Raw genomic sequence first — 24,492 nt, 5'->3', positions numbered from 1 at the left:
GCTTTGAGGCCAGCAAATGCTTAAGCGGTTAAACAGCAGCTCTCCGTGGGTGTGGGTGACCGCCGGTATGGTTAGCTTGTGTCTGGTGGCAGTGTTGGGCGTGATGTTGTTGATTGGCTGGAAAGGGCTTGCCTATTTCTGGCCTGCACCTGTGTATGAATTCAAGATAGAAACACCCCACGGTGAGGATACGGTGTTTGGCCAGATTTATGGTGTTGAGATGGTTTCCCGCCAGCAACTGGAAGAAGCGGGTGTGACCCTGAAAGCCCCCAATCTTGATGAGTATCAGCGCTTGCTTATCAAGGTTGCTAACCGGGAGCGGGAAGCGCACGATTTTATCTCAGTGCTGCAACAGGACATTCTCTCACAAACCGCACCCCCCCATATAGCGGTCATCGAACGCACGGAAAATGGGGTGTTTTTTGGTATACCGGTTGGCTATATCGACGGTGGGAAACATGTGATTGATGCGCCGGATCACGTGTTTTTTGAACAGAAAATTGCCTCGGCAGATACCCGCAGAAAAGCGATTGCCCAGATTGAACAGCGCGAGATTAAGACGGTTAATTATCAGCTGACCGCGCTGAAAAATGAGAGGTCCGCTTATATCAAAAAGGGACAGGCGGTACCGGCAAAAGTGGAAGAAGGAATTGCAACGCTGCAGCTTCGCTATCAGTCATTGGAAGACGTGCTGATGCAGCGGCGCAATGAGCTGTCGCTGGACCGTTTAGTGGTGAAAGACCGCCATGGCGAGCCCGTTACTATCGCATTAAATGACGTGCTCCGGCTTTGGTATCCTAACAATATGGACTGGCCTGAAAAGCTGACACATTGGGCACAGCAAATTGCCCATTTCGTGACGGAAAACCCACGTGAAGCCAATTCTGAAGGCGGCGTGTTCCCGGCGATATTTGGCACGGTATTGATGGTGTTACTGATGTCTGTCATGGTGACACCGCTTGGTGTATTGGCAGCGGTTTACCTGCATGAGTACGCAGGTAAGAATACCTTTACCCGCATTATTCGCATTGCCGTGGTCAACCTTGCCGGTGTGCCATCGATTGTTTATGGCGTGTTTGGTCTTGGCTTTTTCGTTTATTTCGTGGGAGGCAGCATTGATTCGCTGTTTTATTCTGATGCGTTGCCAAACCCGACATTCGGTACGCCGGGGATACTATGGTCATCACTGACACTGGCTATTTTGACCCTTCCAGTGGTGATTGTTTCTACTGAAGAGGGGTTAGCGCGTATTCCAACGTCGGTGCGCCATGGCTCGATGGCGCTTGGAGCGACACAGGCTGAAACCTTGTGGCGTATCGTGTTGCCTATGGCAAGCCCTGCTATTATGACCGGGTTGATCCTGGCGATAGCGCGGGCGGCAGGTGAAGTAGCTCCTCTGATGTTGGTCGGAGTGGTAAAAGTGGCTCCGGCGTTGCCGCTGGATGCCAACTTTCCATTCCTGCATTTGGACAGAAAGTTCATGCACCTTGGTTACCATGTCTATGATGTAGGCTTTCAAAGCCCGAACATCGAGGCTGCAAGGCCACTGGTTTACGCCACGTCACTATTGTTGGTGACGGTGATTGTCAGCCTTAATTTGGCTGCGATCACTATCCGTAACCATCTGCGGGAAAAGTACCGCGCACTGGAACAAGAGATATAACCCAACATCGCTTTAAGAGGAATTCGCAACGAAATGATATCTATCAATGCCAATATTAGATTGCCAGGTCCGGTTGATCTCTCATCTCTTCCTGATGAGCAGACCGCATTGGTGATCCGTAATCTCAACCTGTATTACAGCAATACCCAGGCATTGTTTAATATCAATATGCGTATTCCCAAAGGGAAGGTAACGGCGTTTATTGGCCCGTCCGGTTGTGGCAAATCAACCCTGCTGCGCTGCATCAACCGTATGAACGATTTGGTGGATGGGTGTAAAGTTGAAGGTGAAATCCTCCTGCATGGCACCAATGTGTACGATGAAACCATCGATGTGCCTGCGCTTCGTCGACAGGTTGGTATGGTGTTTCAACGCCCCAACCCGTTTCCCAAGTCTATCTATGAGAATGTGATTTACGGTTTGCGCCTACAAGGCGTGAAAGAGGTACGTACGCTGGATGATGCCGTTGAGCGCTCGTTACGTGCCGCGGCCCTTTGGGATGAAGTTAAAGATCGCCTTCATGACAATGCGTTTGGTTTATCGGGTGGTCAGCAGCAGCGGTTGGTGATTGCCCGTGCTATTGCGATTGAACCGGAAGTATTATTGCTTGATGAGCCGACATCCGCACTTGACCCGATTTCTACGTTGACGATTGAAGAGCTCATTAACGATTTGAAGCGTAAATACACCGTGGTCATTGTGACACATAACATGCAGCAGGCCGCACGCGTCTCTGATCAAACCGCCTTTATCAACTTAGGCAAATTGGTAGAATATGCCGATACCGACACGCTGTTTACGACACCGAAAAACAAACAAACCGAAGATTACATCACCGGCCGTTATGGTTAAGGAAACACACGCAAATGGACAATCAAAATATCAGTCGCCACATTTCCGGTCAGTTTAATACTGAGCTGGAAGCAATCCGCACCCATGTGCTGGCAATGGGGGGGCTGGTTGAGCGTCAGTTAACGGATGCACTGCGTGCGATACACTATCAGGACATCGAGCTGGCAAAAAAGGTGATCCGTGAAGATCATAAAGTCAATTCGATGGAAGTGGCTATCGACGAGGCCTGCACCCGTATCATTGCCAAACGTCAGCCCACAGCCGGTGACTTGCGGTTAGTGATTGCCATTATCAAAACCATTACCGATCTTGAGCGAATCGGTGATGTGGCTGACAGCATCGCGAGAATGGCGCTGGACAATTTTTCCAATCACCAACAACCATTCTTGGTTTCACTGGAGAACCTTGGTCACAAAGCGGCGCGGATGCTGCACGATGTTTTGGATGCGTTTGCCCGTATGGATGTGGATGCCGCGATGCAGGTTTACCATCGTGATGATCATTTGGATAAAGAGTATGAGGCGATTTTACGCCAGTTGATGACGTACATGATGGAAGACCCACGCTCGATTCCCAATGTGCTTAAAGTGATGTGGTCAGCCCGTGCTATAGAGCGGGTAGGAGACCGCTGCCAGAACATCTGTGAGTACATTATTTACTTTGTGAAAGGCAAAGATATCCGCCATACCAACAAAGAGCAGTTGGAGAAAATGCTGAAATAGCGATTGTCTGGATGCAGATCTGAGAGGCAATAAAAAACCCGCGAAAGCGGGTCAGATTGCTGACTAACCCCGCTTTTTCAAGCGGGGTTTTCTTTTGTTAGCGGCCGAAGGCCGCGATCACGCTATTTTTCCATATTGTTATGTTCAGGCTGCTTTTAGCCCATAGACGCTAAATTGCGTCACTATCTGGACTATTTGGCGCGCATTGAGCCCAGTTTTGCGAAGATAAGCCTCCATCAGGGCTATCTTCTTGATGTTCTGTGCCGCTGCCGCCAGAAAGCACTGGATTTGTACTTTCAACAAGCCTCGGAATCTCGCATAGCGATGACCATGGTGCTGTTTGGCATCCGCGAAGCTGCGCTCCACCGTCTCTGCCCGTCGTCGGTACACTTTCTTTCCCCAGGCAGTCAGTCTCAGAGCGTTGGCATTCTCAACCGATTTCTCGAACAGGTGCCGGGTTATCACCCGTTTGTGGTTTTTACTCTTGGTGCAATCCTCACGCAGTGGGCAGGTTTTGCATGTCTGCGGATCAGAGTGATATTCACGGTATGCCTGACGGTTGGTGGTCTTGTAAATCAGCTCCTGTCCCTGAGGACAGAGATAGCGGTCCGTCTCTTTATCGTAATGAAAGTGCTTTTTCTTGATAGGATTCTTCGTACGGTGAGGCCGGCGGTATCCCATCACCGGCAGGATTTGGCGCTGCTCCAGTTCATGGCAGATAGTCGCGGTGAAGTAACCAGCATCAAGCCCGGCGGCAACAGGCGAGAGCGTAAAGCGCGCTAACGTGGTATCCAGACGAGCGATATACGGTTGGGCATCATTCACATTGCCTGGCGTGACATGGGTGTCGAGGATGATGCCGTGTTTGCCGTCGACGGTGCGATGGTCAAGGTAGAAGAAGCCCTGTGGTTTTTGGTCCCGTGTCATGAACCCGCTGTCTGGGTCGGTGGTGCTGACTTTGGTGTTTTTCTCAATGTGACCATCTTTCGGCTTGAGTGGGCGTTTTCCTTCTGCTGCGCGGTCAGCGTCAACCGCTTCATCCAACAGCTCGGCATAAGCGCTGACGTTTTGTTTCACTAGTTCGTTACGGTATTTACGCTTGTTGGCATTGGCTTTCAGGTGAGTGCTGTCGGTAAACAAGGTACGTCCATCGACCATGCCTTTGCTCATCGCCTGTTCGACGATACGGATGAAGATGCGTTCGAACACGTCGGTATCGTTGAAGCGACGGCGGCGATTCTGGCTCAAGGTGGACGCATCAATCACCTTTTCAGTGAGTGACATTCGCAGGAACCAGCGGTAAGCGACATTGACCTCGATGTCTTTGACGAGCTGGCGTTCACTTTTGGCGCCGAAGAGGAAGCCAAGGAGCAGGATTTTGAACAGGCGAACGGGGTCTATCGCAGGGCGGCCATTGTAGTGGCAATAGAGGTGGGCGACCTCGTCGCGGATAAATTCAAAGTCGACGGCAGCATCGATTTTGCGAACGAGATGGTTTTTGGGGACCAACTGTTCGAGTGTCACCATCTCGATTTCATATTGCTGAGGGCCAGGGTCTTTAAGCATGTCACCACATCCATGATTGGTTTGCTTATCCCTTATTAGATCAAAGCCCCAGCCAAATGGCCAGGGCTTTGTCAGCAGTCTGACCCGCGAAAGCGGGTTTTTTTATTGCACAACTTCAAAAAAACCGGAACTTGGTTGATAGTCCCCTTTCATGCCAATCAACAAGCTATTGTTGTCGAAAGAGAGGATCAGCTCTTTTTGCTCAGACTCTTCATGTCCGGGTTTCACATATTGAACAAAATACCAAGTTTTAGGGTAGCCAGATTCGACTAGCATTGGTGAGCCAAGCAAAAACTTAACTTGCTCTTTGGTCATACCGAATTTGAGCTCTTCAACCGCATTTTGGTCGATGTAATTTCCCTGATTGATGTCTATGCGGTAAACCAGCTTGTTGGCCCAGGAGCAACCTGAAAGGCTGATCAGAACAAGTGCTGCCGTAACGATCTTTTTCCAATGCATGACGTCTTACTTTATGTCCCAAATAAGAAATGATAATAAACGAGCTGGTAAGAGAAGTAAAAAATTCTTGTCTCAATTTATCTATTCAGCTGTGCATTTTGGAATAGTTTGTTTCTCAGGCAGCAACCAGTAATTCCTTGGCGTTTGCCAACGTATGCGCGGTAATTTCACTGCCACCGAGCAAACGGGCTAATTCCTTAACCCGTGATGGGGTATCCAGTAGAGCCATACGAGTTGTAGTTTGGCCGTTTTCACTGGTTTTGGCCACAAACATTTGCTGATGGCCGCAACCGGCAACTTGCGGCAGGTGTGTGACACACATAACTTGTGTGGACTCTCCGAGTTTGCGCAGCAGCTTACCGACAATGGCGGCTGTCGGGCCGCTGATGCCTACATCCACTTCGTCGAAAATCAGGCTTGGGGTATCAACTTTCTGTGCTGTTATTACCTGGATGGCGAGCGAGATACGTGACAGCTCCCCGCCAGATGCCACACGCCCTAGTGCCTGCATGGGTTGGCCGGGGTTAGTAGAAACCAGAAACTCGATATTGTCGATTCCCAGCGGTGATAAGTGGCTGGTTGGCTGGCTATCAAGGGCGATATGGAACTTGCCGTTTTCCATACTGAGTTCGTGCATGCTGGCTGATATCAGATTGTCCAGCTCTTTGGCATAACGTTTACGACTCTTGCTGAGTTTTTCTGCAGCGACCAGACATGCCTGATGTTTTAGATCTACATTGGCGGCCAGTTGTTCAATCTGATTGTCGCTGTCGTTCAGGTTTTCCAGTTCATTTACCAGAGTTTGATGGGTAGCGAAGAGCTCGTCTGGTGATACCTGGTGCTTGCGCGACAGGCGCATAATGGTTGCCATGCGCTCGTCCAGATAACTCAACCGTGCCGGATCCATATCCAGGCGATCCATATAACTTGAGATCTCATGGCTGGCTTCTTGCACTTGGATACACGCTTCATCCAGCATCTGGGTCAATTCGTTGAACCGGTTATCCATCGCAGCGAGCTCTGCCAGTTTTTGCTGGGCAAATTGCAGCAGTTGCATGGCGTTGTTTTCTTCACCATCACTCAACGCCTGCAATACACTTTGGCTGCCAATAGCGATGTCACCGCAATTTGAAAGACGGCGGTGCTCTTCCTCAAGCTCAGGATATTCATTTTCGCCTAATGCCAGTTCATTGAGCTCATTGACCTGATACTCCAGCAACTGGCGCTGTGCTTCCAATGCTTCTTTATTTTTCTCCAGTTGCTTGAGCTCATTCCTCGCCGCGCGCCAGTCTTGATAGCGTTGGCGCATTGTGGCGAGAAGGTGCTGGTGGCCAGCGTACTGATCGAGCAGTGTCAGTTGGTAATCATTTTTCATCAGCAGTTGGTGAGCATGCTGACCATGAATATTGATAAGATGCTGTCCCAGTGATTTTTGTTGGGAAGCCGGAACAGGACTGCCATTGATATAGGCGCGGGAGCGGCCTTCTTTGGAGATAACACGCCGCAAAATACATTCATCACCATCGGCCAGTTCATTGTCTTCAAGCCAACGTCTTGCGGCCGGGTTATTTTGCAAATGAAACTGCACCACAATGTCGGCTTTATCTTCGCCGGGGCGAACCATGGCAGCGTCAGCGCGATCGCCCAAGCATAAGCCTAATGCATCAATCGCGATCGATTTACCTGCACCAGTTTCACCGGTAATAGTGGTCATTCCTGGTTGGAAATCCAGCTCGAGTGCTTTAACAATGGCAAAGTTTTGAATTGTGATGTGTGCCAGCATGACTATATACCTGTATTTATCACCACCTGTTGTTTTGCACAGTATATACTGTGTTTGTATACAGTAAAGATGTTCAGGAATGAATTTGCCATCAAATTGTGATGCAGGTTAAAAAACAAACAGAGGACAGGCCGGGCATAAAAAGAGCAGCCTAAGCTGCTCTTTTTTATCGATATGTTCAGTTCCCTAAAATAACTTACTGGACCAACCCAGTTTGGTGCGCAGGGTTTTGTAGTAACTATAGTTTTTGGGGTGAATTAGCTTCAGCAGTGAAGGGCTACGGTAAATGTGGACTTCATCGCCCGGGTTCACCGGCAGGGAAACCTGGCTGTCGCAACTGACTTCCAGCGTGCTGCCATTGTCCGGCGACACCACCAGTTTGATATGACGTTTGGCATCCACCACTAAGGGCCGGCTCGACAACGTGTGTGGGAACATCGGCACCAGCGAAATAGCGTCAATGCTGGGCGACAGAATGGGTCCGCCACCAGACAGACTGTACGCGGTAGAGCCCGTCGGTGTGGAAATAATGATGCCATCTGAGCGCTGAGAAAACGCGAAGTTGTCATCGATATAGACTTCAAACTCAATCATATGGGCAACTTGCCCCGGATGAAGGACGGCTTCATTGAGCGCGGCGTTATGACTTTTTACTTGGCCGTGACGGTGAACTTCTGCTTCTAAGAGAAAGCGGTGATCTTCCACGTATTCGCCTGCCAGCACTGAGCTCAATGCTTCTTCATAATCATCAGGATCGAGATCGGTGAGGAAACCGAGGTTGCCACGGTTTACACCGACAACAGAAATATCAAACCGGGAAAGGACACGGGCAGCACCCAGCATATTGCCATCACCACCAATCACAATGGCAAGATCAGCTTTTGCGCCCAAAGAGAGCAGGTCGTGAAAATCTTCGGCAGGGATATCCAGGTAGTTATCAAGTCGGTTGTCGATCAGCGTGCGATAACCTTGATGTGTCAACCATTTATAGAGGCTTTCATGGGTTGCGACCGCATCGGGGTTTCGCGGTTTTCCGACCAAAGCAATAGTGCTAAAACGCTTTGCCATCTTGTTGATCCTACACTGTTTAGTGGCTTGAGTATAAGTGATTGCCCTTCCGTTGTCGTGCTTTCGGGGAACAGACACCTTGAAACGTGAGTATTCATCCCCATAATAAGCAAAACCGTCGAGATTGATGACCCAATGTATGAGATTTTGGGGCATCAACACAGTGTATTGTGTCGGAGAGAGCATGAGCAAAGAAGAAAACAAGATCCAGGAAGAAGAGTTGCAAAATGAAGCGGTGGACGCGCAGGCTGAAGAAAATGCCCTAGATGCTGAAACCGATGCAATGATCAGCCGGATCACTGAGCTTGAGGCTGCACTTGAAGCAAGTGAAGCAAAAGTCAAAGAGCAACAAGACAGCGTTCTGCGTGCACGTGCAGATGTGGAAAACATGCGTCGTCGCACAGAGCAGGAAATCGATAAAGCGCGTAAGTTTGCTCTGGAACGTTTTGCCAACGAACTGCTTCCTGTTATCGACAACATGGAACGCGCGGTGGAAATGGCTGACCGCGAAAACGAGACCCTGAAACCCATGGTTGAAGGTGTTGAGCTGACACTGAAAACCATGAAAGACGCGGTGGAGAAATTTGGCTTGAAAGAGCTGAACCCTCAGGGCGAACCGTTCAACCCTGAATTCCATCAGGCAATGTCTATTCAGGAAAGCGAAGAGCACGCACCAAACACTGTGATGCTGGTGATGCAAAAAGGCTATGAACTCAATGGCCGCGTTGTTCGTCCAGCAATGGTCATGGTGTCTAAAGCACCTGCTGGTAACGTAGACGAGCAAGCGTAATCGGCATTTTCAAAGAAAAACCCGCATGTTGCGGGTTTTTTCCATTTCAGGCCTTGAAAGCCAATAAGTCGCCCTTATTTAAGAGGCATCAAAAAGAAAATTTAAAAATTTTTCTTGTGCAGGGTTGAACCCTAAAACGCGACCCCCATATATGGGTTAACGTAACATAGACGTAAGACGAATTTTCGGAGAAAACCAAATGGGTAAGATCATTGGTATCGACTTGGGTACTACCAACTCATGTGTAGCAGTACTGGACGGTGACAAGCCACGCGTAATCGAAAACGCGGAAGGCGATCGCACAACGCCATCAATCATCGCGTACACCCAGGATGGTGAAACCCTGGTGGGTCAGCCAGCAAAACGTCAGGCAGTGACCAACCCAGAAAACACGCTGTTTGCAATCAAACGACTGATCGGTCGTCGCTTCGAAGACGAAGAAGTTCAGCGTGATATCGAAATCATGCCTTACAAAATCGTTAAGGCTGACAACGGCGACGCTTGGGTTGAAGCAAAAGGCCAGAAAATGGCGGCGCCTCAGGTTTCTGCTGAAGTTCTGAAGAAAATGAAGAAAACTGCGGAAGACTTCCTGGGTGAGGAAGTGACTGGCGCGGTTATCACTGTACCTGCGTACTTCAACGACGCACAACGTCAGGCTACCAAAGACGCTGGCCGTATCGCAGGTCTGGAAGTTAAACGTATTATCAACGAACCAACTGCGGCTGCACTGGCTTACGGCCTGGACAAGCAAGGTGGTGACCGCACTATCGCGGTATACGACCTGGGTGGTGGTACGTTCGATATCTCTATCATCGAAATCGACGAAGTTGATGGCGAGAAGACGTTCGAAGTTCTGGCAACCAACGGTGACACTCACCTGGGTGGTGAAGACTTCGACAACCGCATGATCAACTACCTGGTTGACGAGTTCAAGAAAGACCAGGGCATCGACCTGCGTAAAGACCCACTGGCAATGCAGCGTCTGAAAGAAGCGGCTGAGAAAGCGAAGATTGAACTGTCTTCTGCACAGCAAACTGACGTAAACCTGCCATACATCACGGCAGATGCGACAGGTCCTAAGCATATGAACATCAAAGTGACCCGTGCGAAACTGGAGTCACTGGTTGAAGATCTGGTTCAGCGTTCACTGGAGCCTCTGAAAGTGGCACTGGCTGATGCAGACCTGTCTGTTAACGACATCAACGACGTTATCCTGGTTGGTGGTCAGACCCGTATGCCACTGGTACAGGCAAAAGTGGCTGAGTTCTTCGGTAAGGAAGCACGTAAAGACGTGAACCCTGACGAAGCAGTAGCAGTTGGTGCAGCAGTTCAGGGCGGTGTACTGGCAGGTGAAGTGAAAGACGTACTGCTGCTGGACGTAACGCCTCTGTCTCTGGGTATCGAAACCATGGGCGGTGTGATGACCAAGCTCATCGAGAAGAACACCACTATCCCTACTAAGGCGAACCAAGTGTTCTCTACTGCTGAAGACAACCAAAGCGCAGTAACTATCCACGTACTGCAAGGTGAGCGTAAGCAGGCGATGTACAACAAATCTCTGGGTCAATTCAACCTGGAAGGCATCAACCCAGCGCCACGTGGCATGCCACAAATCGAAGTTGTGTTCGACTTGGATGCTGATGGTATTCTTCACGTTTCTGCGAAAGACAAGCAGACTGGCAAAGAGCAGAAGATCACTATCCAGGCATCTGGCGGTCTGAGCGACGAAGAAATCGAGAAAATGGTACAGGAAGCGGAAGCGAACAAAGAAGCCGACAAGAAGTTCGAAGAACTGGCGACTGCACGCAACCAAGCTGACCAAATGATCCATGGCACCCGCAAGCAAATTGAAGAAGCAGGCGATGCGCTGCCAGCTGACGAGAAAGAGAAGATCGAAGCGGCTATCAATGAGCTGGAAACAGCACGTAAAGGCGAAGATAAAGCAGCGATCGACGAGAAAGTGCAAGCACTTATCGCAGCATCTCAGAAGCTGATGGAAGTGGCTCAGCAGCAAGCACAAGCTGCACAAGCTCAAGGCGCCGGTGCAGAACAAACTAAGCAAGACGACGATGTTGTTGATGCTGAGTTTGAAGAAGTAAAAGACGACAAAAAATAAGACCGGAAACAATCACAGAAACAGGCTTTGCTACTGAAACAGGGCAAGGCCTGAATCGAAAGATTTAACCGTTTTATTTCGCACGGGCGCAGGAGGAACCTCTCCTTCGCCCGTAGTTGTATAATACGGGGCGAACTTCATCCGTCCGGTATAAAAGCAGGTGACAAGCAAAACATGTCAAAACGTGATTTTTATGAAGTACTTGGCGTAAGCCGCGACGCCAGTGAGCGTGACATCAAAAAGGCGTATAAGCGCCTGGCGATGAAGTACCACCCGGATAAAAACCCGGGTGATGAAACGGCAGCCGAGAAATTTAAAGAAGTTAAGCTGGCGTACGAAATCCTCACCGACGATCAGAAACGCGCAGCTTATGACCAATACGGTCATGCAGCCTTTGAACATGGTGGCATGGGCGGTGGTGGCGGCTTTGGTGGCGGCGCCGACTTCAGCGATATCTTTGGTGACGTGTTTGGTGACATTTTTGGTGGTGGCCGTCGCGGTGGCCAGGCGCGTGCGCAGCGTGGCGCTGATCTCCGTTACAACATGGAGCTGACGTTAGAAGAGGCGGTTCGTGGTGTAACCAAAGAAATTGATGTCCCTACCTATGTTGGCTGTGACAAGTGTGGTGGCAGCGGCTCTAAACCTGGTTCGTCTCCTCAGACTTGTGGTACCTGCCATGGTCAAGGTCAGGTACAAATGCGTCAGGGATTCTTTGCTGTTCAGCAAACCTGTCCAACCTGTCATGGTCGCGGTAAGATCATTAAAGACCCATGTGACAGCTGCCACGGTCAGGGGCGGGTGCAGAAGACCAAAACACTGAGCGTGAAAATTCCAGCCGGTGTTGATACCGGTGACCGCATTCGCCTGACTGGCGAAGGCGAAGCGGGTGAGTTTGGTGCACCGGCAGGCGATTTGTATGTGCAGGTGCATGTACGTGATCACCACATCTTCACCCGTGATGGTAACAATCTCTATTGTGAAGTCCCTGTGAGCTTTACTATGGCTGCGCTGGGTGGTGAGGTTGAAGTACCAACACTGGATGGCCGTGTAAGCCTGAAAGTACCGGCAGAGACCCAAACTGGCCGTATGTTCCGCATGCGTGGTAAAGGGGTTCAGTCAGTGCGTGGTGGTGGACTGGGCGACCTGATTTGTAAGCTGGTAGTAGAAACGCCAGTTAATCTCAGCAGCAAACAAAAAGAGTTGCTGCGTGAGTTTGAAGAATCGCTTGGCGGCAGTGCAGCGAAAAAGCACAAGCCTAAGTCAGAAGGCTTCTTTGATGGCGTGAAGAAGTTTTTTGATGACCTGACCAGCTAATTATCCGCACCCATTGAAAAACCGGCGACATGATCGCCGGTTTTTATATCCAGCACTTCCCGTTATCTGCAATAGCAACCCCTTGTTTTGTCAAATTAGACTGCTCAGAGGCGGCGTTGATAACCATGGTATGGCAATCCGTATCTTTGTCCTGCCGGGATGTGGATTTTGGTTTGGCCTGGATCTTATACACATTACTGCCAGAACCGCCGGTTGTTATCGAGAAATCATAGTCATCAGACACCTGGCATTTTGCACAAACCAAACTGTTGTTATCGGGATAACTGCCCGTCGCCGTGTATGTCTGCTCGGTATGGGTCTGGAGTTGATACAAATCTACCTGAGCGCGGCTGCGCTCAGACTTTATCAAATACTTTCCTACTGCGGGCATTGCAATGGTTGTGATGGCACCGATGATCGCAATCGCTATCAGGATTTCGATCAATGTCATACCTCTATGTAATGTCTTCGTGCTTGGCGTCATTTTTTGGTTCATTACTCGGAAAATCCAATTTAATTCCAGAAACCTACGTTATCGCCGTTGATAGTATGGAAACAAGGTACAGCAGACGCTAAAGGAATTTGTTGTGAGATATTGGAATCTACAGCGCGGATTTAGCTTAATTGAAATGATAACGACGGTGACGGTATTGGCAGTCATCACAGCCGTTGCTGTGCCAACGTATATCTCTTCCCATAAAGCAGCTGTGGTTGAAAGCAAAGCTTCTCAATTGCTTTCTGTGCTGGAAGTTGGCCAATCTGAGTCTTTACGCCGCCACCGTAATATTTATGTGCATTATGTTCCTGTAACTGAAACAGACAATGGTTGCATTGGACTCAGTGAGAAATCTGATGTGGAGACCTTTAGTTGCTCCGACAGCGAAGGGCTACAGAAAATCATATTAGAGAAGGGGGCTAAGGTGAATATTCAAGAGCCTGCCTTGACGGACCCGGCGAAACTTTTTTACTTCTCCCCGTTATCGGGTATGCCCTCGAATGACAAAACGGTGAAATTGGCCCACGGCGAAGAAACCGGAAAAGAGTCGGGCATTATGATTCGACGATATATGGGGTTGAAAGGTTGCAGCAATACGACAGTAACAGGGTGGGAGTCTTGCCCAACATGACACGCTCCCAGGGGTATACATTGGTCGAAATGATGGTGGGGATGACCGTCAGCCTTATTGTCCTTGCTTCTTCTTTGGCTCTTTTTACCGTCAATACAGAATTCGGCACAAAGCAGCTCAAGAATGACTTTCTGCGAACCCAGCTAAATATCATCGCAGACACCATGAAAAATGAAATCGCCCGGGCAGGGTTTTGTTTCGATTGCACTTTTGTAAATCCATTTATTCACGTCGATGCTGCTGGCGCCGCCTCATCAATATTGATTGATGACAGCGCTTCAAAGGTAATTGCGGGTGAGTGCATAAGATTCGCTTACAACCATGATAAGCGCCCAGGCGCTTTGTCTTTAAATAAAGATGATGCCAAGGGCTATCGCCTTGGCAAAGACAGCAACAACAATCCCGTCATCGAAACGTACGAGAACTGGAAAGGCCTGACTAATTGGAACTGCGGGAGTGACAGTTCAAATGGTGGTATATCAGGGTACTGGCGGGACATGACATATGATCGCTTGTACCTGGAGTCACTTAGCTTCAAACGCTCAATTCTTGAGGGAGTTGCCTCAACAAACAAAATCCAGACTGTCGAAGTGACGCTCTCCGCGTCATTGAAAAATGACCGAACAATAAAAGACACAGTGAACTTTACTGTGTACTTGCCGAATGTAGGTGTCTAGCGCATATGAATCGTCAAAACGGAATGGCGACACTGGCCGTTGTCAGTGGTGTGTTACTTATCGTTGCCTTATTTACTATATCAGTGGCAAGTTCAGGGTTTGCAGATATCAAAAAAGCCCAGAATCTCGTCTTGGATGCAAAACAGCGGGCAAAAGCAAAAGCTGGATTGGATTGTGCTATTGCGGTGTTTGAGCAAAAGGATCTCAATCCGAACGATGTTGGCTTTGATGCAAACTTTAATGTGTGTGAAATCACATCAGGAAGTGTGATTGGGGCTGACCCCCTTCCTGCGCACTGGGTGTTAACGTCGACCTCAGGCTATGCCTCGTCAAGTATTTTGATAAAGCACATTGGCGGCAAGCATGCAGCATTTAAAACGACCGGCGACCTTGTTTTAGAAGGTGGGCAAGATTGGACGTCGGTAAAAGGGAAATATCTTGGAGAGAAGTATGAATGCACGGCGATCATCGCAGGTGGTTCCGTCTCTATTGATGTCGGGAGCAGTGCCGCTGAATTCAAAACAATAACGCCTGAATGCGCCGATGATTACAGCACAAATGTCGCTGCCAATACCCCGAAAATTACCAATGATTTTGAGAGTGACATATTGGTCAACCAAAACGCGTTAACACCTGACGATCCGATGGACATCTTTGAAGAGCTTTTTGGGGTTCCCCGGGAGCAGTATCAAAGTGTGATTGATAAACATAACCCTAAGCAGATTCACATCGCCAATGGTGATATGGCGAGTTGTGGTGCAACAATTAAAAAACGGGTTGATGAAGGAGACAATGAATCCGGTGTTGCTGATTTTATCTGGGTGAAGGGTGATTGCCTGCTAGATGGAATAACCCATGTTGGGACTGATGAAAAACCTGTGACCATTGTTATTCAAAATGGGGTGGTTGCGGTAAATGGTGGCGTTGCGGATTTTAAAGGCACTATTTTTCAGTATGCAGATAGCTCAGCGACGGGTGATATGCGTATGTCCTCTTGGGGAGTCGAAGAAGATAACGGTGGTAACTTATCATGTACAGCTAACGCGCCAGTTGTCAGTCTGTGCAGCGAGCTGATTAATTCGGAAGACATGACAAAAGAGAAGTGGGAGTCGCTAGCATTTTTCTTCAGGGGGGCATTTACCAGCTCGGGAAGTTATATGGTAGATGTACCTGGAGGGACATCAATAATGAGAGGCTCATTCAATGGTGGTGCCCCTGATGATCCGAAAGGGTTTCTTTCCGGGAAGCTGGCGTTGGTTAAAGAGAGCATACATGACTTCTAACAAGGGCTTTTCGCTTATTGAAACGCTTATTGCTATCTTCGTGGTTGTTCTTTCAGGCGTAGGAACGCTTAAGCTCTACAGCTACCTCGAAGTAGAAAAAGCCAATGCACTGATGTTTACCGAAGCCAAGCAAATCGCTGAATCCCAAATGGCATTAATGCAAACACTGAACACGATAGGCTCTGCTTGTGACGGTAAAACGGTTGAGAATATACAAAGCTGCGTGATCGTTTTAGATGAGGATTCGGCATATCTTCTCACTGTTACGCCGACACAGACACTTCAGCACACGCCGGCTGGTGGTGTTGCCGCGACTTACGCAAAAGTATTAGATGTGAAAGTAAGTTGGGATGACAGAAACGGTAATGCACAAGCGCTAGTCTTTCCTGTGTCTGTTTCCAAGTTCACCAATTTGCTTAATTAATGATCTGTTGAGCGTTGTTTTTGGTTTTTTTCTAAAAAAATGCTTGTCAGTCGTCATTCACTCCCTATAATGCCGCCTCGCTGACAGTGATAGCGGCTCCTTTAAAGGTTTTTGTCCATGTCAGTGGGTGTAAGCTTCTTGGCTAAAAGTCTGAAAAATAAAGTCAAGAGGCAAGTCAACAAGGTGTTTTGAAGGTGTGCAAACCACACTGAAAAATCTCAAAATTTCTTCTTGACTTCATCGCCTGGCGGCGTAAAATTCGCAGCCCTGACGGTGAGAAGCAAAGCTTCTTAAAGTCAATGTTCTTTAACAATTTGACCTATGCAATCTGTGTGGGCGCTCGTCATTGATAGACAAAAGATTTATCAACGAACTGAGTGACCAATTCAAATTGGTACAGCCTTGAGCTGTTTTGATTTCACGTTTTCAAACGTGAAAACCAATAAGAGCACAGTCAATTTATATCAGTATTCGTTGAGCCGCCTTTGTTCACTTTTTCAAAGTGAGGAAGGGCAGAAAAGATTCTAATTGAAGAGTTTGATCATGGCTCAGATTGAACGCTGGCGGCAGGCCTAACACATGCAAGTCGAGCGGCAGCGACATGAACAATCCTTCGGGTGCGTTCATGGGCGGCGAGCGGCGGACGGGTGAGTAAAGGCTGGGAACCTGCCCTGACGAGGGGGATAACCACTGGAAACGGTGGCTAATACCGCATAATGTCTTCGGACCAAAGAGGGGGACTTTCGGGCCTCTCGCGTCAGGATGGGCCCAGTTGGGATTAGCTGGTTGGTGGGGTAAAGGCTCACCAAGGCGACGATCCCTAGCTGGTTTGAGAGGATGATCAGCCACACTGGAACTGAGACACGGTCCAGACTCCTACGGGAGGCAGCAGTGGGGAATATTGCACAATGGGCGCAAGCCTGATGCAGCCATGCCGCGTGTGTGAAGAAGGCCTTCGGGTTGTAAAGCACTTTCAGCCGTGAGGAAGGTAGCGTAGTTAATACCTGCGTTACTTGACGTTAGCGGCAGAAGAAGCACCGGCTAACTCCGTGCCAGCAGCCGCGGTAATACGGAGGGTGCGAGCGTTAATCGGAATTACTGGGCGTAAAGCGCATGCAGGCGGTCTGTTAAGCAAGATGTGAAAGCCCCGGGCTTAACCTGGGAGTGGCATTTTGAACTGGCAGGCTAGAGTCTTGTAGAGGGGGGTAGAATTTCAGGTGTAGCGGTGAAATGCGTAGAGATCTGAAGGAATACCGGTGGCGAAGGCGGCCCCCTGGACAAAGACTGACGCTCAGATGCGAAAGCGTGGGGAGCAAACAGGATTAGATACCCTGGTAGTCCACGCTGTAAACGATGTCTACTTGGAGGCTGTGGTCTAGAACCGTGGCTTTCGGAGCTAACGCGTTAAGTAGACCGCCTGGGGAGTACGGTCGCAAGATTAAAACTCAAATGAATTGACGGGGGCCCGCACAAGCGGTGGAGCATGTGGTTTAATTCGATGCAACGCGAAGAACCTTACCTACTCTTGACATCCTCAGAAGCCGGAAGAGATTCTGGTGTGCCTTCGGGAACTGAGAGACAGGTGCTGCATGGCTGTCGTCAGCTCGTGTTGTGAAATGTTGGGTTAAGTCCCGCAACGAGCGCAACCCTTATCCTTGTTTGCCAGCACTTCGGGTGGGAACTCCAGGGAGACTGCCGGTGATAAACCGGAGGAAGGTGGGGACGACGTCAAGTCATCATGGCCCTTACGAGTAGGGCTACACACGTGCTACAATGGTGCATACAGAGGGCAGCGAGACCGCGAGGTGGAGCGAATCCCAGAAAGTGCATCGTAGTCCGGATTGGAGTCTGCAACTCGACTCCATGAAGTCGGAATCGCTAGTAATCGTGGATCAGAATGCCACGGTGAATACGTTCCCGGGCCTTGTACACACCGCCCGTCACACCATGGGAGTGGGCTGCACCAGAAGTAGATAGCTTAACCTTCGGGAGGGCGTTTACCACGGTGTGGTTCATGACTGGGGTGAAGTCGTAACAAGGTAGCCCTAGGGGAACCTGGGGCTGGATCACCTCCTTACCGATGCTATGGATGCGAGTGTCCACACAGATTGTATAGGTTGAAAATGTAAAGAGTGGTTGAGGTACCCAAACCTCAACAAAGGTTGTGTCCCATTCGTCTAGAGGCCTAGGACACCGCCCTTTCACGGCGGTAACAGGGGTTCGACTCCCCTATGGGACGCCATTTTTAATCGCACTTTAGAGTGTTGTTAGAAATGGTGCTTCGAAAGAACATCACATGCTCTTTAACAATCTGGAAAGCTGACTAAACAACTTTGTTTCTACGGAAATAAAGATTGTTTGTAAAAGTTCTCAAAGGTTAACTCTTAGGAGTTAACACCAAACACATTCACGTGTTCTTGGAATTTGAGTCCGGCGAAATCGTTCATGTAAATGAACACCTTGGTTGTTTGAACCTACGAAACCTCTTGGGGTTGTAGGGTTAAGTGACTAAGCGTACACGGTGGATGCCTGGGCAGTCAGAGGCGAAGAAGGACGTAGTAACTTGCGATAAGCCCAGATAAGGCAGTAACAGCCACTTGAGTCTGGGATTTCCGAATGGGGAAACCCACTGGCATAAGCCAGTATCATTAACTGAATCCATAGGTTAATGAGGCGAACTCGGGGAACTGAAACATCTAAGTACCCGAAGGAAAAGAAATCAATTGAGATTCCGGCAGTAGCGGCGAGCGACCCCGGACCAGCCCTTAAGCTGATTGTGAGTTAGTGGAAGCCACTGGAAAGTGGCGCGATACAGGGTGATAGCCCCGTACACGACAACGCACAGTGAGTGAAAACGAGTAAGACGGGACACGTGTTATCTTGTCTGAAGATGGGGGGACCATCCTCCAAGGCTAAATACTCCTGACTGACCGATAGTGAACCAGTACCGTGAGGGAAAGGCGAAAAGAACCCCTGTGAGGGGAGTGAAATAGAACCTGAAACCGTGTACGTACAAGCAGTGGGAGCCCTATCACCAAAGTGCTTATCCGAGCATGAAGGTGACAGCGTGAAGTGAATTCACACTGTTGTCGTTGCGTTGTTTGCAACGACAAACCTCAAAAATCAAGCAGTAGGCTTGAGTGCTTTGGGATAGGGTGACTGCGTACCTTTTGTATAATGGGTCAGCGACTTACGTTATGTAGCAAGGTTAACCGCATAGGGGAGCCGTAGGGAAACCGAGTCTTAACTGGGCGATATAGTTGCATGACGTAGACCCGAAACCGGGTGATCTAGCCATGGGCAGGTTGAAGATTGAGTAACATCAATTGGAGGACCGAACCGACTAATGTTGAAAAATTAGCGGATGACTTGTGGCTAGGGGTGAAAGGCCAATCAAACCCGGAGATAGCTGGTTCTCCCCGAAAGCTATTTAGGTAGCGCCTCGGACGAATACTACTGGGGGTAGAGCACTGTTAAGGCTAGGGGGTCATCCCGACTTACCAACCCTTTGCAAACTCCGAATACCAGTAAGTAGTATCCGGGAGACACACGGCGGGTGCTAACGTCCGTCGTGGAGAGGGAAACAACCCAGACCGCCAGCTAAGGTCCCCAAGTTATCGCTAAGTGGGAAACGATGTGGGAAGGCTCAGACAGCCAGGATGTTGGCTTAGAAGCAGCCATCATTTAAAGAAAGCGTAATAGCTCACTGGTCGAGTCGGCCTGCGCGGAAGATGTAACGGGGCTAAGCGATACACCGAAGCTGCGGCAGTGTGTTTAGGCACATTGGGTAGGGGAGCGTTCTGTAAGCCGTAGAAGGTGTGCTGTAAGGCATGCTGGAGGTATCAGAAGTGCGAATGCTGACATGAGTAACGATAAAGGGGGTGAAAAACCTCCTCGCCGGAAGACCAAGGGTTCCTGTCCAACGTTAATCGGGGCAGGGTAAGTCGGCCCCTAAGGCGAGGCCGAAAGGCGTAGTCGATGGGAAACGGGTTAATATTCCCGTACTGCTGATAACTGCGATGGGGGGACGGAGAAGGCTAGGTGGGCCAGGCGACGGTTGTCCTGGTTCAAGTGCGTAGGTAGGTGAGTTAGGCAAATCCGGCTCGCTATATACTGAGACACGATGTCGAGACACCACGGTGTTGAAGTCATTGATGCCCTGCTTCCGGGAAAAGCCTCTAAGCTTCAGGTTATCAGTAACCGTACCCCAAACCGACACAGGTGGTCGGGTAGAGAATACCAAGGCGCTTGAGAGAACTCGGGTGAAGGAACTAGGCAAAATGGTACCGTAACTTCGGGAGAAGGTACGCTGCCCGCGGTGAAGTCCCTGGCGGATGGAGCTATGGGCAGTCGCAGATACCAGGTGGCTGCAACTGTTTATTAAAAACATAGCACTGTGCAAACTCGAAAGAGGACGTATACGGTGTGACGCCTGCCCGGTGCTGGAAGGTTAATTGATGGGGTTATCCTTAGGGAGAAGCTCTTGATCGAAGCCCCAGTAAACGGCGGCCGTAACTATAACGGTCCTAAGGTAGCGAAATTCCTTGTCGGGTAAGTTCCGACCTGCACGAATGGCGTAATGATGGCCACGCTGTCTCCACCCGAGACTCAGTGAAATTGAAATCGCAGTGAAGATGCTGTGTACCCGCGGCTAGACGGAAAGACCCCGTGAACCTTTACTACAGCTTGGCACTGAACATTGAGCCTACATGTGTAGGATAGGTGGGAGGCTTGGAAGCGGTGACGCCAGTTGCCGTGGAGCCATCCTTGAAATACCACCCTTGTATGTTTGATGTTCTAACTTGGCCCCATAATCTGGGGTGAGGACAGTGTCTGGTGGGTAGTTTGACTGGGGCGGTCTCCTCCCAAAGCGTAACGGAGGAGCACGAAGGTGGGCTAATCACGGTCGGACATCGTGAGGTTAGTGCAATGGCAAAAGCCCGCTTGACTGCGAGAATGACGGTTCGAGCAGGTGCGAAAGCAGGTCATAGTGATCCGGTGGTTCTGAATGGAAGGGCCATCGCTCAACGGATAAAAGGTACTCCGGGGATAACAGGCTGATACCGCCCAAGAGTTCATATCGACGGCGGTGTTTGGCACCTCGATGTCGGCTCATCACATCCTGGGGCTGAAGTCGGTCCCAAGGGTATGGCTGTTCGCCATTTAAAGTGGTACGCGAGCTGGGTTTAGAACGTCGTGAGACAGTTCGGTCCCTATCTGCCGTGGGCGTTGGAGAATTGAGAGGGGCTGCTCCTAGTACGAGAGGACCGGAGTGGACGAACCTCTGGTGTTCGGGTTGTCACGCCAGTGGCATTGCCCGGTAGCTAAGTTCGGAATTGATAACCGCTGAAAGCATCTAAGCGGGAAGCGAGCCTCGAGATGAGTTCTCCCTAAGGCTAAAAGCCTTCTAAAGGGTTGTTGGAGACGACGACGTAGATAGGTCAGGTGTGTAAGTGCTGTGAGGCATTGAGCTAACTGATACTAATTGCCCGTGAGGCTTAACCCTACAACACCCAAGGGGTTTTGACGGACTCAAGTAAGAACACAAAGAGTGTGTAAAGAGAGAGAGCGGTTGCTAGGACCTAGGAAGAGCAACCGCGGTCAGTTTTCCAAGATTTTAATGGGGAGTTCCCAGGGCCTAGTCACCTAGGACCGAGAACCCCGATACAGAATTTGCTTGGCGACCATAGCGCTTTGGACCCACCTGATTCCATGCCGAACTCAGAAGTGAAACAGAGCAGCGCCGATGGTAGTGTGGGGTCTCCCCATGTGAGAGTAGGACATCGCCAGGCTTCTAATTTAGGTTATTGTGCTGAACACACAGTAATTTGAGTGGAGCGGTAGTTCAGTTGGTTAGAATACCGGCCTGTCACGCCGGGGGTCGCGGGTTCGAGTCCCGTCCGCTCCGCCACTTATTTCAAGAGATCCTGACTCTTAGAAAAATAATAGGGGTGTAGCTCCAATTGGCAGAGCAGCGGATTCCAAATCCGCGTGTTGGGGGTTCGAATCCCTCCACCCCTGCCATATATAAGGCCTCGGCGGGTATGCCGAGGCCTTATTACATTTTGATGTAACACTTAGCTTAGATATCTGCGAAGATAGAGCGGGGCCGCCATGTGTTGAGTCTCATGAATGGAGCAGACTGCCACATAGAAAGAGTGTGCTTCCTCATTCTCCAAAATAATCCCGCTGAAGCTTTCTCCTTTTTCCCCCTGAACTTATACCAATTCCATTAATTAGCTAATTAGATTCGCCCAGCTCCTATAAAGCAAGGTGATATTGACCCTGTGTTTATCTTTTCGAAACTGTTCTCAGGCTGAAAAGCTTATTGATGATATCATCGTAACTCTCAAAGCGCCGGCCGATTGGTTACTTCGTTTTTGCCGTAACCAATCCATATCTGCTCTATAGTATTTAGTTCTGGAGAATAAGGCAGAATGTCATGTTACTGAATTCGGTCTGCAAGATACGCCAGATGTCAGCAGTCTCGCACTCATGATGACAAGTGGGTACTATCTACGATGCCGTTCAGTTTTTGTTCATGAAAGCGTGTTAAATTGCAGCTCTAGTGGAGAGGAAAGTAACAATGAAAAAACTGGTTTTATTTTTGCCTGTTCTACTCGTTGTTGGATGTACCAGCACTTCTACGTTTAACGCTGCTCTACATCAGGATTGGGAAGGCCTTGCTGAGCGCGATGTCTCTTTACAGCTTCCTCAGAGATCTGAATCATCGCTTTCAGAATTAGGGGCAATCGATCCCGCCGTACAAGCACTCTATATCTCTGCGTATCAAGTGTCTAAAGATGCTTTTTGTGACCCTGCGCGAGCATTTAAGATGGGGTTTATGGGGGAAAGATACGATGGCTTCTGTGATGACCGGAAGGACGGTTGGATCTTTTACCAAAACTGGAATATTGGCAGAGGTGCATCACAAATGGATCGCTTCCCCCTTTAGTGCTTCCTGAGTCAAAAACACAAAAAAGCTGACATAAAGATGTCAGCTTTTTTCGTTACGACAGGTTGAACACTTAGTTGTTCGCGTGGAGCTCTGCATTCAGTTCAACGGCCGACTTGTTGGTCAGGCATTCAATCTTACCGGTGATAGAGTTGCGGCGGAACAACAGGTCTGGTTTGCCAGCAAGGTCGCGTGCTTTTACAGTTTCTACTTCCTGACCGCTTGAATCCAACATAGTGACCTTGGTGCCTGCAGTGACATACAGGCCCGATTCGATGGTGCAGCGATCGCCTAATGGGAAACCAAGACCCGCGTTAGCGCCGAGCAAGCTATTCTCGCCGATAGAAATCACGATTTGACCACCGCCACTCAGGGTGCCCATGATGGACGCACCGCCGCCGATGTCACTGCCATTACCGACCATGACGCCTGCAGAAATGCGGCCTTCAACCATGCTTACACCTTCCGTGCCGGCGTTAAAGTTGATAAAGCCTTCATGCATCACGGTTGTGCCTTCACCTACATGTGCACCCAGGCGTACACGCGCGGTGTCTGCAATACGAACGCCCGCAGGAACCACGTAATCAACCATCTTCGGAAATTTATCAACGCAGTCAACGGTCAGCGTTTCACCTTTCAGGCGGGCTTCCATTTGGCGTTCCGCCAGCTCAGGCAGGTCGATTGGCCCCTGGTTAGTCCAGGCAATGTTGTGCAGCAGGCCAAAAATGCCATCCAGCACGATGCTATGTGGTTTTGCCAGACGGTGGGAGATCAGCTGAAGCTTCAGAAAGCCCTCTGCAACACTTGCTGGCTTCTCATCCGTACCCAGAATAACCAGTACCAGAGGCTGTTTGGAGTCTGCCGCTTTTGCTGCGAAGCTGGCTGCTGCTTGTTCATCTGCTGAAGAAAATGCGCTAGAAATCGCGCTGCATTGAGAGGCGTCGATGTCGAACACCTGATTGCCTTCACTGTAGCCAACAACATTTGAAAGCGCGGAAACCAGCGCGTCTGAAGGGTTCAATACTGGCGTTGGGAAAAACGCTTCAATGATTTTTCCGTCTTTATTTTTTGTCGCGGTGCCAAACGCAAGAGCAAAACTGGCCATGATGCGGGAATCTCCTTGTCTTTTTTATCTGCTGCTGAGTAAACCAGAAGCAGAATGATAATTGTGATTGCTGGGGACATCTTAAAGTGAACTTCAGCAAGATTGAAGGGTATCAGGGGAGAATACGCTGGATTAACGGTACTTGGGTAAAAATGGCGAGTGATAGACCGAAAATTGGTACGAAAATAAAATAAAAAACGCTCCATCCGGGAGCGCTTTGGGAGGAATCATGCCGCTTCGGCATCATCTTCTTTGGTTGTTTCAGCCTTCTTTTTTGCTGGCTTTGGCGCTGGTTTACGTTTCGCGCCCAAGGCGTAAAGGACTTCTTCACGGTTTTGTGCCAGGAAGAGAGACAGTTCTTCCCGCTGTCCTTCATCACCTACCACATCACTTTTACCCAGCAGTTCAAACAGCTCATCTGCCATGTCGAGCATTTTGTCATACGCATCAGCATCCGCTTTAGAGGTAAAAGTCATCTTCTCTTCTCCGTTGCGTTCAACCACATATTTGACGATAACGGCCATGGTTAACCCCTCTTAATTTGTCTACTGGCTGTTTATACAGTAGAGTAGTTCGACCTGTCTAGTC

18 protein-coding genes, 3 tRNA genes and 3 rRNA genes are annotated in these 24,492 nt (G+C 49.5%); 17 read left to right on the top strand and 7 right to left on the bottom strand.

What is annotated here, in order from left to right; genetic code table 11:
* The first annotated feature begins 16 nt into the window (after window positions 1–16).
* From pstA to phoU, 3 genes are read left to right on the top strand one after another with little or no spacing between them, the layout of a single operon-like run.
* Entirely contained in the window at window positions 17–1,663 is a 1,647-nt protein-coding gene (gene pstA, locus VHA_RS18270) for a phosphate ABC transporter permease PstA (RefSeq protein WP_040529217.1), read from the top strand.
* Between the two features lie 33 nt (window positions 1,664–1,696).
* Window positions 1,697–2,515, top strand: a complete 819-nt coding sequence (gene pstB, locus VHA_RS18265) for a phosphate ABC transporter ATP-binding protein PstB (RefSeq protein ID WP_005507034.1) — start codon at window positions 1,697–1,699, stop codon at window positions 2,513–2,515.
* 14 nt (window positions 2,516–2,529) lie between these two features.
* Complete coding sequence (gene phoU, locus VHA_RS18260; RefSeq protein ID WP_005507032.1) at window positions 2,530–3,237, top strand: phosphate signaling complex protein PhoU; 708 nt, start codon at window positions 2,530–2,532, stop codon at window positions 3,235–3,237.
* Between the two features lie 144 nt (window positions 3,238–3,381).
* Here the strand turns inward: phoU and VHA_RS18255 are convergent, their stop codons facing one another.
* From VHA_RS18255 to nadK, 4 genes are all read right to left on the bottom strand, one after another.
* A complete protein-coding gene (locus tag VHA_RS18255; RefSeq protein WP_005502426.1) occupies window positions 3,382–4,803 on the bottom strand; it encodes an IS1182-like element ISGho1 family transposase in 1,422 nt (473 codons plus the stop codon).
* A gap of 102 nt (window positions 4,804–4,905) precedes the next feature.
* Window positions 4,906–5,262: an outer membrane protein assembly factor BamE gene (gene bamE / locus VHA_RS18250; RefSeq protein ID WP_005507030.1), complete on the bottom strand. Its 357-nt coding sequence runs from the start codon at window positions 5,260–5,262 to the stop codon at window positions 4,906–4,908.
* Window positions 5,263–5,377: 115 nt separating this feature from the next.
* Window positions 5,378–7,045, bottom strand: coding sequence for a DNA repair protein RecN (gene recN, locus VHA_RS18245; RefSeq protein WP_005507028.1), 1,668 nt, complete (start codon window positions 7,043–7,045; stop codon window positions 5,378–5,380).
* A gap of 186 nt (window positions 7,046–7,231) precedes the next feature.
* Window positions 7,232–8,113: an NAD(+) kinase gene (gene nadK, locus VHA_RS18240; RefSeq protein ID WP_005507027.1), complete on the bottom strand. Its 882-nt coding sequence runs from the start codon at window positions 8,111–8,113 to the stop codon at window positions 7,232–7,234.
* Between the two features lie 184 nt (window positions 8,114–8,297).
* On the opposite strand from nadK, the gene grpE reads away from it, so the two are divergent.
* From grpE to dnaJ, 3 genes are all read left to right on the top strand, one after another.
* Window positions 8,298–8,903 carry a nucleotide exchange factor GrpE gene (gene grpE / locus VHA_RS18235; protein WP_005507026.1) on the top strand — a complete coding sequence of 202 codons (606 nt, stop codon included), beginning with the start codon at window positions 8,298–8,300 and terminating at the stop codon, window positions 8,901–8,903.
* A 199-nt stretch (window positions 8,904–9,102) separates the two neighbouring features.
* Window positions 9,103–11,019 carry a molecular chaperone DnaK gene (gene dnaK, locus VHA_RS18230; protein ID WP_005507025.1) on the top strand — a complete coding sequence of 639 codons (1,917 nt, stop codon included), beginning with the start codon at window positions 9,103–9,105 and terminating at the stop codon, window positions 11,017–11,019.
* Window positions 11,020–11,193: 174 nt separating this feature from the next.
* On the top strand, window positions 11,194–12,333 hold the full coding sequence (gene dnaJ / locus VHA_RS18225; protein ID WP_005507024.1) for a molecular chaperone DnaJ: 1,140 nt from the start codon (window positions 11,194–11,196) through the stop codon (window positions 12,331–12,333).
* A gap of 43 nt (window positions 12,334–12,376) precedes the next feature.
* On the opposite strand, the gene VHA_RS18220 is transcribed toward dnaJ, so the two are convergent.
* A complete protein-coding gene (locus VHA_RS18220; protein WP_005507023.1) occupies window positions 12,377–12,784 on the bottom strand; it encodes a type IV pilin protein in 408 nt (135 codons plus the stop codon).
* A 136-nt stretch (window positions 12,785–12,920) separates the two neighbouring features.
* On the opposite strand from VHA_RS18220, the gene VHA_RS18215 reads away from it, so the two are divergent.
* The 11 genes from VHA_RS18215 to VHA_RS18165 all read left to right on the top strand — a co-directional run bounded on the left by VHA_RS18215 (window position 12,921) and on the right by VHA_RS18165 (window position 22,799).
* Window positions 12,921–13,460: a pilus assembly FimT family protein gene (locus VHA_RS18215; protein ID WP_040529212.1), complete on the top strand. Its 540-nt coding sequence runs from the start codon at window positions 12,921–12,923 to the stop codon at window positions 13,458–13,460.
* Window positions 13,457–14,137 (top strand): PilW family protein, encoded by a 681-nt coding sequence (locus VHA_RS18210; RefSeq protein WP_005507020.1) that lies wholly within the window; start codon window positions 13,457–13,459, stop codon window positions 14,135–14,137. Before VHA_RS18215 ends, VHA_RS18210 begins: the two co-directional genes overlap by 4 nt.
* A gap of 5 nt (window positions 14,138–14,142) precedes the next feature.
* On the top strand, window positions 14,143–15,420 hold the full coding sequence (locus VHA_RS18205) for a hypothetical protein (protein ID WP_005507018.1): 1,278 nt from the start codon (window positions 14,143–14,145) through the stop codon (window positions 15,418–15,420).
* The gene (locus tag VHA_RS18200; RefSeq protein WP_005507015.1) at window positions 15,410–15,844 is read left to right on the top strand and encodes a type IV pilus modification PilV family protein; all 435 of its coding nucleotides are present in this window, start codon (window positions 15,410–15,412) and stop codon (window positions 15,842–15,844) included. Before VHA_RS18205 ends, VHA_RS18200 begins: the two co-directional genes overlap by 11 nt.
* Before the next feature lie 525 nt (window positions 15,845–16,369).
* A 16S ribosomal RNA gene (locus tag VHA_RS18195) occupies window positions 16,370–17,921 on the top strand.
* A gap of 89 nt (window positions 17,922–18,010) precedes the next feature.
* Window positions 18,011–18,086 (top strand) — tRNA-Glu (locus tag VHA_RS18190).
* 256 nt (window positions 18,087–18,342) lie between these two features.
* Window positions 18,343–21,350: ribosomal RNA gene (locus VHA_RS18185) — 23S ribosomal RNA — on the top strand.
* Between the two features lie 170 nt (window positions 21,351–21,520).
* Window positions 21,521–21,636 (top strand): 5S ribosomal RNA (gene rrf, locus VHA_RS18180).
* The 16S, 23S and 5S rRNA genes sit together here with 3 tRNA genes alongside, the layout of an rRNA operon.
* Window positions 21,637–21,678: 42 nt before the next feature.
* Window positions 21,679–21,755: transfer RNA gene (locus VHA_RS18175), tRNA-Asp, on the top strand.
* 36 nt (window positions 21,756–21,791) lie between these two features.
* A tRNA-Trp gene (locus tag VHA_RS18170) sits at window positions 21,792–21,868 on the top strand.
* A 562-nt stretch (window positions 21,869–22,430) separates the two neighbouring features.
* Complete coding sequence (locus VHA_RS18165) at window positions 22,431–22,799, top strand: DUF2799 domain-containing protein (RefSeq protein WP_040529210.1); 369 nt, start codon at window positions 22,431–22,433, stop codon at window positions 22,797–22,799.
* A gap of 73 nt (window positions 22,800–22,872) precedes the next feature.
* On the opposite strand, the gene dapD is transcribed toward VHA_RS18165, so the two are convergent.
* Together dapD and VHA_RS18155 are read right to left on the bottom strand one after the other, a co-directional pair.
* Window positions 22,873–23,904: a 2,3,4,5-tetrahydropyridine-2,6-dicarboxylate N-succinyltransferase gene (gene dapD, locus VHA_RS18160; RefSeq protein ID WP_005507013.1), complete on the bottom strand. Its 1,032-nt coding sequence runs from the start codon at window positions 23,902–23,904 to the stop codon at window positions 22,873–22,875.
* Between the two features lie 227 nt (window positions 23,905–24,131).
* Window positions 24,132–24,428: a YebG family protein gene (locus VHA_RS18155; RefSeq protein WP_005507011.1), complete on the bottom strand. Its 297-nt coding sequence runs from the start codon at window positions 24,426–24,428 to the stop codon at window positions 24,132–24,134.
* Between the last annotated feature and the right edge of the window lie 64 nt (window positions 24,429–24,492).

The organism is Grimontia hollisae CIP 101886 (assembly GCF_000176515.1).
Classification (GTDB): Bacteria; Pseudomonadota; Gammaproteobacteria; order Enterobacterales; family Vibrionaceae; genus Enterovibrio; species Enterovibrio hollisae.
This window is presented reverse-complemented; position numbering and strand designations above follow the sequence as displayed.

Coding starts and splice junctions, on each gene's coding strand:
- dapD (WP_005507013.1), bottom strand. CDS start 23,904: ATGGCCAGTTTTGCTCTTGCGTTTGGCACCGCGACAAAAAATAAAGAC.
- VHA_RS18165 (WP_040529210.1), top strand. CDS start 22,431: ATGAAAAAACTGGTTTTATTTTTGCCTGTTCTACTCGTTGTTGGATGT.
- nadK (WP_005507027.1), bottom strand. CDS start 8,113: ATGGCAAAGCGTTTTAGCACTATTGCTTTGGTCGGAAAACCGCGAAAC.
- VHA_RS18155 (WP_005507011.1), bottom strand. CDS start 24,428: ATGGCCGTTATCGTCAAATATGTGGTTGAACGCAACGGAGAAGAGAAG.
- recN (WP_005507028.1), bottom strand. CDS start 7,045: ATGCTGGCACACATCACAATTCAAAACTTTGCCATTGTTAAAGCACTC.
- VHA_RS18210 (WP_005507020.1), top strand. CDS start 13,457: ATGACACGCTCCCAGGGGTATACATTGGTCGAAATGATGGTGGGGATG.
- dnaJ (WP_005507024.1), top strand. CDS start 11,194: ATGTCAAAACGTGATTTTTATGAAGTACTTGGCGTAAGCCGCGACGCC.
- phoU (WP_005507032.1), top strand. CDS start 2,530: ATGGACAATCAAAATATCAGTCGCCACATTTCCGGTCAGTTTAATACT.
- VHA_RS18205 (WP_005507018.1), top strand. CDS start 14,143: ATGAATCGTCAAAACGGAATGGCGACACTGGCCGTTGTCAGTGGTGTG.
- bamE (WP_005507030.1), bottom strand. CDS start 5,262: ATGCATTGGAAAAAGATCGTTACGGCAGCACTTGTTCTGATCAGCCTT.
- VHA_RS18255 (WP_005502426.1), bottom strand. CDS start 4,803: ATGCTTAAAGACCCTGGCCCTCAGCAATATGAAATCGAGATGGTGACA.
- pstB (WP_005507034.1), top strand. CDS start 1,697: ATGATATCTATCAATGCCAATATTAGATTGCCAGGTCCGGTTGATCTC.
- VHA_RS18220 (WP_005507023.1), bottom strand. CDS start 12,784: ATGACATTGATCGAAATCCTGATAGCGATTGCGATCATCGGTGCCATC.
- VHA_RS18200 (WP_005507015.1), top strand. CDS start 15,410: ATGACTTCTAACAAGGGCTTTTCGCTTATTGAAACGCTTATTGCTATC.
- pstA (WP_040529217.1), top strand. CDS start 17: ATGCTTAAGCGGTTAAACAGCAGCTCTCCGTGGGTGTGGGTGACCGCC.
- dnaK (WP_005507025.1), top strand. CDS start 9,103: ATGGGTAAGATCATTGGTATCGACTTGGGTACTACCAACTCATGTGTA.
- grpE (WP_005507026.1), top strand. CDS start 8,298: ATGAGCAAAGAAGAAAACAAGATCCAGGAAGAAGAGTTGCAAAATGAA.